We start from the raw sequence: 7,482 nt of genomic DNA, 5'->3' as shown, positions 1-7,482 counted from the left end.
TATCGCAGCAGGCGATCAGGCCCACGCCGCCGCCGTAGGCCGCGCCATTGACGCGCGCGATGGTGGGCTTGGAGAGGAACTGCAGGCGGTGCATCAGCGCGGCCAGGCGCTCGGAGTCGGCACGGTTTTCCGCCTCGCTGGCGCCGGCCATGCCACGCATCCAGTTGAGGTCGGCCCCCGCCGAGAAGCTTGCACCCTCGCCGGTTAGTACCACCGCCCGGACGCTTTCGTCCGCGTCGACCTGGGCCAGGGTGGCGGTGAGGGAGGCGATCAGCGCGTCGTCGAAGGCGTTGTGTACCGCCGGACGGTCCAGGGTGATCGTGGCCAGGGTGCCGGAGCGTTCGAGCAGGACGGCGTCGGTCATGGATTAAACCCCGTAGGTAATGTGCAAGAAAGGATACAACGGCGTATAATGCGAACTATTCTTATTTGAGTAATCATCCGTGCGGTTGTCCGAGTTGCCCAGAGGCGCGCCCGCCATGGTCCAGGATGTTGAAGATGCCCACCCCGCCGATCCCATCGCCCAGCGCCTGCGCGAGCTGGGCTTTGTCTGCGGTGAACCCGTGCGCATTGTCGCCCGCGGGCCGCTCGGTGGCGATCCGCTGCTGGTGCAGATCGGCTCCACGCGCTTTGCGCTGCGCCGGTCGGAGGCTGCGCGGGTGACGGTAAGCCAGGAGGCTACGGCATGAGTGAGTCAGTCCTGCGCATTGCCCTGGTCGGCAACCCGAACTGCGGCAAAACGGCGCTGTTCAACCTGCTCACCGGTGGCCGGCAGAAGGTGGCCAACTACGCCGGCGTGACCGTGGAGCGCAAGGAAGGCCGCTTCGTGGCGCCTTCGGGCCGCAGCTTCCAGTTGCTCGACCTCCCCGGCGCCTACAGTTTCGCCGCCACCAGCCCGGACGAAGCCATCACCCGCGATGTCTGCCTCGGGCGTTACCCGGGCGAGGCCGCACCCGATCTCATCGTCTGCGTAGCCGATGCCACGAACCTGCGCCTGCACCTGCGCTTCGTGCTGGAAGTGCGCCAGCTGGGCCGGCCGGTGGTGCTGGCGTTGAACATGATGGACGCGGCCAAACGGCGCGGCATCGTGATCGACGTCGACGAACTGCAGCGGCGCCTTGGCGTGCCGGTGGTGCAGACCATCGCCGTCCAGAGAGGCGGTGCGAAGGCGTTGATCGAGCGTGTCGACGGCGACGTGCCGGAAGTGGCGCCGTCCGATCCGGCCCCGCTAACCCCGGCCCAGGTGCACGCGCAGGTGCGTGAGCTGCTTGCCGCCACCGTCACCACGCCGCGCGAAACCGCCGCCGTCGACGACGCGCTGGACCGCTGGGCACTGCATCCGGTGATGGGCATGGTGATCCTGGCCGGGTTGATGTTCTTCATCTTCCAGGCGGTGTTCTCCTGGGCGAAGCCGGTGATGGATGGCATCCAGGCAGGCATCACCTGGCTTGGCGCCTGGTCCACCGGCTTCCTTCCCGCCGGCAGCGCACTGCATAGCCTGTTGAACGACGGCGTGTTCGCGGGCCTGGGCGCCGTGCTGGTATTCCTGCCGCAGATCCTGATCCTGTTCTTCTTCATCCTGGTGCTGGAGGAATCTGGCTACCTGCCGCGGGCGGCGTTCCTGCTCGACCGCACCATGTTCAAGGCGGGCCTTACCGGCCGCGCGTTCATTCCGCTGCTGTCCAGTTTCGCCTGCGCCATCCCCGGCATCATGGCCACGCGCAGCATCAACGACCCGCGCGACCGCCTCACCACGATCATGGTGGCGCCGCTGATGACGTGTTCTGCGCGGCTGCCGGTGTATACCCTGCTGATCGCGGCGTTCATCCCGCCACGCATCGTGGGCGGGGTGTTCAACCTGCAGGGCATCGTGCTGTTCGTGCTGTATTTCGCCGGCATCTTCAGTGCGCTGGCGGTGGCCTGGGTGATCAAGCGCATGCGCCGCGACAAGAGCGAGCACGCGTTGATCATGGAACTGCCGTCCTATCGCGTGCCGCATGCGCGGGACATCGCCCTGGGGCTGTGGGAGCGCAGCAAGATCTTCCTGCGCCGGGTGGGCGGCATCATCCTGGCGCTCACGGTGCTGCTGTGGTTCCTGGCGAGCTTCCCGGGGCCACCGGCCAACGCCACCCTGCCCGCGATCGACTACAGCCTGGCGGGGCGCATCGGCCATCTGCTGCACTACATCTTTGCCCCGATCGGCTTCAATTGGCAGATCTGCGTGGCGCTGGTGCCGGGCCTGGCCGCGCGCGAGGTGGCGGTGGCATCGCTGGGTACGGTCTACGCCATGTCCGGTGGCGAAGACGCCGTGGCGTCGCAACTGGGCACGCTCATTTCCCATCAGTGGTCGCTGGCCACCGCACTGTCGCTGCTGGCTTGGTACGTGTTCGCTCCGCAGTGCATGTCCACCCTGGCGGTGATCCGCCGCGAAACCAATTCCTGGCGCAACGTGGCGATCGCCGCAGGTTACCTGTTCGGCCTGGCGTATCTGGCATCGTTCGCTACCTACCAGATCGCGAGTGCGCTCTCATGACCGCTTTCGCTTTCATCCAGGCCATCGTGATCGGCATCGTTGTGCTGTTTGCCGCGATCACGGCCTTCCGCAAACTGCTGCCGAAAACGGCCACGCGGGTGCAGGCACGGCTGTCGGCGGCGCTCAATGGACCGCCGCGGTCGGCATGGATGCGCGCCCTGGGCGAGCGCATGCAGCCGAAAGCGGCGACGGGTAGCTGTGGCGATGGCTGCGGCAGTTGCGGCAGCTGCGGACCGAAGCCGGTGGGCAACCAACCCGACGTACAGCCGCTGCATTTCCGGCCGCGCGCGCGGCCTTAGAGCCCTCGTTAGCCGAGTTCGGCCGATATATCCGCCGCGGCCTTGCACAAGGTGCCCACCGTCATCGCCATGTCGATGGACGATCCTTCCCGCGCGATGAAGGGCACGGTAAGTGCGCACACGGCATGCCCGTGTTCAAGGATCGGCGCGGAGAGGTCGGTGACGCCGCCGACAACATGACTCGGAGCCGAGGCATAGCCTTTTTCGCGGATCTTCGTCAGCCGGCGGAGCAGGGCCTTGCGCTCAATACTGTCGTCGTGCGCTTCGACGACGTCCAGCCAGTGATCCCTGACGGCATCACCTTGCCACGCCAATAGCACCAGCCCGGAAGTTGCCTGGGCCATTGGGCGGCGGTGGCCGACGCGCACCACCAGGCCGATGTCGCCGGGCGGGTCGATGCGCGCCACCACCACGATCTGCTCGCCCGAAGGCACCACCAGGTGGCAGCTTTGCTCGATCTCGCCCGCCAGGCGATGCATCAAGGGCAGGGCGGTTTCCACCACGTTCTTCACCGGCGGCTGTTCCATGCCCAGCCGGAACAGGCGAGGCGTAATGGCGTAGCTGCCATCGCCTTCGTTGCGGGCAATGTAGTCGCGTTCCTCCAGTACCTGGAGCATGCGGAAGATCTCACCGCGCGAGCGGCCAACACCCTCGGAGATTTCGGCAATGCTCAAGGCCGCTGGCGCCGCGGCCAGGAGTTCAATGATGTCCAGGCCCTTGTCCAGGGCCGGGGCACGGTATTTGGTCGGTTCCTTGGCCATGTCCGCTTCAAAAGGTGGCGACGTGCAAGCTTGCCTGATCGGCAAGGTGGGGCGCCATGCATGGATTTGCTGCACTGCGTCTTGTGCGCGCATGAACGCTGAGTTCATATTTGCACAACGCGTGCACCGGTGACCACAGGAGCAGTTGATGGCGAGTGCCACCCCGTTACCGATGCCGGCCAGTCGGCAAGCGACCCAAGGCCTGCTCGGCCCATTCGTATTGATCGTCGCGTTGTTCTTCCTCTGGGGCCTGGCCAACAACCTCAACGACGTGCTGGTGGCGCAGTTCAAGAAGTCGTTTGTGCTGAGCGACTTCCAGGCCGGGCTGGTGCAGAGCGCGTTCTACATGGGGTATTTCCTCATCGCCATGCCGGCGGGCCTGTTCATGCGTCGCTTCGGCTACAAGAGCGCTGTGGTGTTCGGCCTGCTGCTTTACGGCGCCGGCGCCTTCCTGTTCTGGCCGGCGGCGAGCCTGGGCACGTATGGCCTGTTCCTGTTCGCGCTGTTCGTGATCGCCAGCGGGCTGGCTTTCCTTGAGACGTCGGCCAATCCATTCGTGACCCTGCTGGGGCCGGCCGAATCCGGCACGCGCCGGTTGAACCTGGCGCAGGCTTTCAACCCGCTGGGCTCGATCACCGGCGTGCTGGTAGGGCAGCATTTCATTTTCTCCGGCATCGAGCACACGCCGGCGCAGATGGCCGCGATGGATGCAGGTACGCGTGCGGCGTACCTGGCGCAGGAAACCAGCGCGGTGCAGTGGCCGTACTTCGTGATCGGCGTGGTGGTAGTGGCCTGGGCGGTGTTGATCCTGGTCACCCGGTTCCCGGCGGTGGGCATCGCGGCCGATGACGCGCCCGCACGCCACGGCGTGATGGGCCGCCTGATGCGCGACCGCTCGTTCGTGTTCGCCCTGGTTGCGCAGTTCTTCTATGTGGGTGCGCAGGTAGGCGTATGGAGCTACCTGATCCGCTACGTGCAATTCGGCATGCCGGGAACACCGGCGAAGGAAGCAGCCAATTTCCTCACCGCGTGCATGGTGGCTTTCCTGGCCGGGCGATTCATTGGCACGGCGTTGATGAAGCGCGTGCCGGCCGAGCGTTTGCTGATGGGCTTCGCCGTCATCAACGTGGCACTGGTGCTCGTTGCCATGCTGGCGCCGGGCCTGGTGGGCGCCTGTGCGCTGGTGGCCTGCAGCTTCTTCATGTCGGTGATGTACCCGACCATCTTCGGCCTGGGCGTGCGCGACCACGACGATGACGAGCGCAAGATCGGCTCGGCGCTGCTGGTGATGACCATCATCGGCGGCGCGGTACTCACTGCGGGGCTCGGCGCGGTATCGGACCAGTTCGGCATCGCCCATGCGATGGTGGTGCCGGGCATCGCCTTTGTCGTCGTGGCCGCTTTCGCGCGGCATCATGTGCGGATGCGCGCCTGATGCCGGGCGAGGCCCACTTGCGTCAGCTTTTCGCGCTGGACCTTCGCAACGACGCGCAGGCGATCGCCGAGTACGAGCGCTGGCATCGCGCCGACACGATCTGGCCGGAGGTGGTGAAATCCATCCGCGATGCCGGCATCATCGACATGCGCATCTACCGCACCAGCAACCGCCTGGTGATGGTGATGGAGGCAGGCCCTGGCTACGACGCAGCCGCCAAGGCGGCCTCGGATGCTTCCAATCCGCGCATACAGGCCTGGGAACGGTTGATGGACACCTTCCAGAAGCGTCTGCCGTGGGCGGCCGAAGGGCAGAAGTGGGTGCCGATGGACGAGATATTCCGCCTGCCGTAACGGTACTACCAGAGAGCGTCGCGATCGATCGCAGCAACGTCGGTCTGGCCGCACAGCGCCATGGTGGTGCTCAATTCCTTGCGGATGATCTCGATCGCGGCGGTCACGCCCGGTTGGCCCATCGCACCGAGCCCATAAAGGAACGCCTTGCCCATCAGCGCACCGCGTGCGCCAAGTGCCAGTGCCTTGAATAGCGCCTGGCCGCTGGTGATACCGCCGTCGAACAACACTTCGCAACGGTCGCCCACTTCCTGTACCACGGCAGGCAGGGCATCGATGCTGGCCGGCGCACCGTCGAGCTGGCGGCCGCCATGGTTGGACACGACGATCGCATCCACGCCGTGGTCGGCGGCAAGCTTCGCGTCACGGGGATCCATGATGCCCTTGATGATCAACTTCCCGGGCCACGCCTCGCGGATCCATGCGAGGTCCGCCCAGGTGAGCGTGGGATCGAACTGGCTGGCGATCCACTGCGACAGGGTGGTGAGACTGTCGCCGCCGATGCGCCCGGCAAGGTTGCCGAACGAGCGGCTGGGCGCGCGCAGCACGTTCCATACCCAGCGAGGCTTGCCCATGATATCCACGGCATTGCGCAGGGTGAGCTTCGGCGGCACCGCCAGGCCGTTCTTGACCTCCCGGTGGCGCTGGCCCTGGATGGTGAGATCCACGGTAAGCATCAGTGCCGAACACTTTGCCGCGTGCGCGCGCTGGATCAACTCACGGGTGAAACCGCGGTCGCGCATCACATACACCTGGAACCAGAACGGCGTGTCGCAGGCGGCGGCCACCTGCTCGATCGAACAGATCGACATCGTGCTCAGGGTGAAGGGAATACCGGCCGCGGCCGCGGCCCGCGCACCAAGGATCTCGCCACCGCCGTACTGCAACCCGGTGAGCCCCGTAGGTGCTATGGCCAGCGGCAGGCTCACCGGCTGGCCGATGAAGCTGGTGGCAAGGTTCCGCCGGTCGACGTCGATCATCACCCGCTGGCGCAGCTTGATCCGGTCAAGGGCGCGGACGTTCTCGCGGAGGGTTGATTCGTCGTAGGAGCCCCGGTCGGCGTATTCGAAGAAAGCGCGGGGCACGCGGCGGCGCGCCAGTTCGCGCAGGTCCGCCACGTTGGTGATGGTGGTCATTGGCTAGCCCGTCATCGCGACAGGCGCATCCTGCCATACCGGGCCGTCGGGGAAGCGGTGGGCATCGATCGAGGCCTGGTGCATCTGGGCCGAGAAACCCGGAGCTGCCGGAGCGAGGTAGCGGCCGTTGCGGATGGTCACAGGGTCGACGAAGTGCTCGTGCAGGTGATCGACGAACTCGATCGCGCGGTCGTCCTTCAAACCCGTGATGGCGACGTAGTCGGCCATGGCCAGGTGCTGCACCAGTTCGCACAGGCCCACGCCTCCCGCATGCGGGAATACGCGCACCCCGAACTTCGCCGCCAGCAGCAGGATGGCCAGGTTCTCGTTCACGCCACCCACGCGCGCGGCATCGATCTGGATCAGGTCGACGCTCCCGGCTTGCAGCAGTTGCTTGAACATCACGCGGTTGTGGGTGTGCTCGCCGGTGGATACCGGTGTGCCGATGGCGCGGCGGATCGCGGCGTGGCCCAGGATGTCGTCGGGGCTGGTGGGTTCCTCGATCCAGGCCAGGCCGAAATCTTCCAGCTGGCGCATCCACTCGATCGCCTGCGGCACGTCCCAGCGCTGGTTGGCGTCCACGGCGATGGCAACGTCCGGGCCGACGGCCTGGCGTGCAAGGCGGCAGCGGCGGATGTCGTCGTCCACGTGCGCACCTACTTTCAGCTTGATGGTGTTGAAACCCTCCGCCACTGCCTCGCGTGCCAGGCGCTGGAGTTTCTCGTCGCTGTAGCCCAGCCAGCCGGGCGATGTCGTGTAGGCCGGGTAGCCTTCCTCCAGCAGCCGGGAGATGCGCGCGGCCCGGTGGGGCTGGGCCGCGCGCAGCATTCCCAGCGCCTCGTCCGGCGTGAGGGCGTCGGTGAGGTACCGGAAATCGATGGTGGCCACGAGGGCCTCGGGGCTCATCTGGGCGATGAAGCGCCACAAGGGCAGACCTGCGCGGCGCGCCGCCATGTCCCAGGCGG

General features: G+C 66.3%; 9 protein-coding genes. 5 read left to right on the top strand and 4 right to left on the bottom strand.

Annotated elements, in window-relative coordinates:
• The coding region (locus tag VK519_RS10655) for an enoyl-CoA hydratase-related protein (protein WP_324349665.1) at positions 1-364 on the bottom strand (364 nt) is incomplete at its 3' end.
• A gap of 79 nt (positions 365-443) precedes the next feature.
• Between VK519_RS10655 and VK519_RS10650 the strand changes: the two genes are divergently transcribed.
• From VK519_RS10650 to VK519_RS10640, 3 genes are read left to right on the top strand one after another with little or no spacing between them, the layout of a single operon-like run.
• Complete coding sequence (locus VK519_RS10650) at positions 444-689, top strand: FeoA family protein (RefSeq protein WP_324349663.1); 246 nt, start codon at positions 444-446, stop codon at positions 687-689.
• Entirely contained in the window at positions 686-2,533 is a 1,848-nt protein-coding gene (gene feoB / locus VK519_RS10645) for a ferrous iron transporter B (RefSeq protein ID WP_324349661.1), read from the top strand. Before VK519_RS10650 ends, feoB begins: the two co-directional genes overlap by 4 nt.
• Positions 2,530-2,832, top strand: coding sequence for a DUF6587 family protein (locus VK519_RS10640; protein WP_324349659.1), 303 nt, complete (start codon positions 2,530-2,532; stop codon positions 2,830-2,832). Before feoB ends, VK519_RS10640 begins: the two co-directional genes overlap by 4 nt.
• Before the next feature lie 8 nt (positions 2,833-2,840).
• Here VK519_RS10640 and VK519_RS10635 read toward each other — a convergent pair whose 3' ends face one another.
• Positions 2,841-3,593 carry an IclR family transcriptional regulator gene (locus VK519_RS10635; protein WP_324349657.1) on the bottom strand — a complete coding sequence of 251 codons (753 nt, stop codon included), beginning with the start codon at positions 3,591-3,593 and terminating at the stop codon, positions 2,841-2,843.
• 172 nt (positions 3,594-3,765) lie between these two features.
• Here VK519_RS10635 and fucP point away from each other — a divergent pair, with 172 nt between their 5' ends.
• Both fucP and VK519_RS10625 read left to right on the top strand, forming a co-directional pair.
• Positions 3,766-5,028 (top strand): L-fucose:H+ symporter permease, encoded by a 1,263-nt coding sequence (fucP, locus tag VK519_RS10630; protein WP_414692735.1) that lies wholly within the window; start codon positions 3,766-3,768, stop codon positions 5,026-5,028.
• 17 nt (positions 5,029-5,045) lie between these two features.
• Positions 5,046-5,381, top strand: a complete 336-nt coding sequence (locus tag VK519_RS10625) for an L-rhamnose mutarotase (RefSeq protein WP_324349653.1) — start codon at positions 5,046-5,048, stop codon at positions 5,379-5,381.
• A 5-nt stretch (positions 5,382-5,386) separates the two neighbouring features.
• Here the strand turns inward: VK519_RS10625 and VK519_RS10620 are convergent, their stop codons facing one another.
• Together VK519_RS10620 and VK519_RS10615 are read right to left on the bottom strand one after the other, a co-directional pair.
• Positions 5,387-6,517, bottom strand: coding sequence for an alpha-hydroxy acid oxidase (locus VK519_RS10620; protein ID WP_324349651.1), 1,131 nt, complete (start codon positions 6,515-6,517; stop codon positions 5,387-5,389).
• A 3-nt stretch (positions 6,518-6,520) separates the two neighbouring features.
• On the bottom strand, positions 6,521-7,482 hold a 962-nt coding region (locus VK519_RS10615; protein ID WP_324349649.1), incomplete at its 5' end, for an enolase C-terminal domain-like protein.

Source organism: Pinirhizobacter sp. (assembly GCF_035317885.1).
Classification (GTDB): domain Bacteria; phylum Pseudomonadota; class Gammaproteobacteria; order Xanthomonadales; family Rhodanobacteraceae; genus Pinirhizobacter.
The sequence above is the reverse complement of the archived record's forward strand: the minus strand, read 5'-3'. Positions and strand labels throughout refer to the sequence as shown.

What these genes read in the sequence shown, in the direction of transcription:
- VK519_RS10620 (WP_324349651.1), bottom strand. Translation starts at nt 6,517, where the DNA reads ATGACCACCATCACCAACGTGGCGGACCTGCGCGAACTGGCGCGCCGC.
- feoB (WP_324349661.1), top strand. Translation starts at nt 686, where the DNA reads ATGAGTGAGTCAGTCCTGCGCATTGCCCTGGTCGGCAACCCGAACTGC.
- VK519_RS10640 (WP_324349659.1), top strand. Translation starts at nt 2,530, where the DNA reads ATGACCGCTTTCGCTTTCATCCAGGCCATCGTGATCGGCATCGTTGTG.
- VK519_RS10635 (WP_324349657.1), bottom strand. Translation starts at nt 3,593, where the DNA reads ATGGCCAAGGAACCGACCAAATACCGTGCCCCGGCCCTGGACAAGGGC.
- fucP (WP_414692735.1), top strand. Translation starts at nt 3,766, where the DNA reads ATGCCGGCCAGTCGGCAAGCGACCCAAGGCCTGCTCGGCCCATTCGTA.